This is a genomic window from Ornithinimicrobium kibberense (genome assembly GCF_006519705.1).
In the GTDB taxonomy this organism is placed as follows: Bacteria; Actinomycetota; Actinomycetes; order Actinomycetales; family Dermatophilaceae; genus Ornithinicoccus; species Ornithinicoccus kibberensis.
Window position 1 is genome coordinate 1 of sequence record NZ_VFXM01000050.1, and the last position, 355, is coordinate 355.

1 protein-coding gene is annotated in these 355 nt (G+C 62.8%); it reads right to left on the reverse strand.

Annotated elements, in window-relative coordinates; all coding sequences use genetic code 11:
- Positions 1–52: 52 nt before the first annotated feature.
- The coding region (locus FJR00_RS15890; protein ID WP_238330549.1) for a hypothetical protein at positions 53–355 on the reverse strand (303 nt) is incomplete at its 5' end.

The following is a 355-nucleotide window of genomic DNA, read 5'->3' on the forward strand; positions in this document are numbered from 1 at the left end:
GAGTTCTTTCGCGGGCCGCGACCGCTCCGGCCTGTAACGGGTCCCACTGTGCTCACTCACTCGGGAACACGATGGTGCCTGCCCACCCGGTGTGCTCGGTGCCTCTTTGGAATCTCGTGCCGTACGTCAAGTCCACCCCGTCCACCACGATCACTGTCTCAGCGTCCACGGGAGCGACCTTCAGGACCATCTGGTCCCAGCTGAGGTCTTCTCCGTGGACACCGAGCGGGTAACACTGATGCTCGACCTGGTCGCCGTAGACCACTCCGATTTCAGCCCCGTCGCAGAGGAGGACGTCGGTCTGCACCTCACCCCCGAAGACATGTACACGTGGCGTTGCCTCGATGAGAGTGAC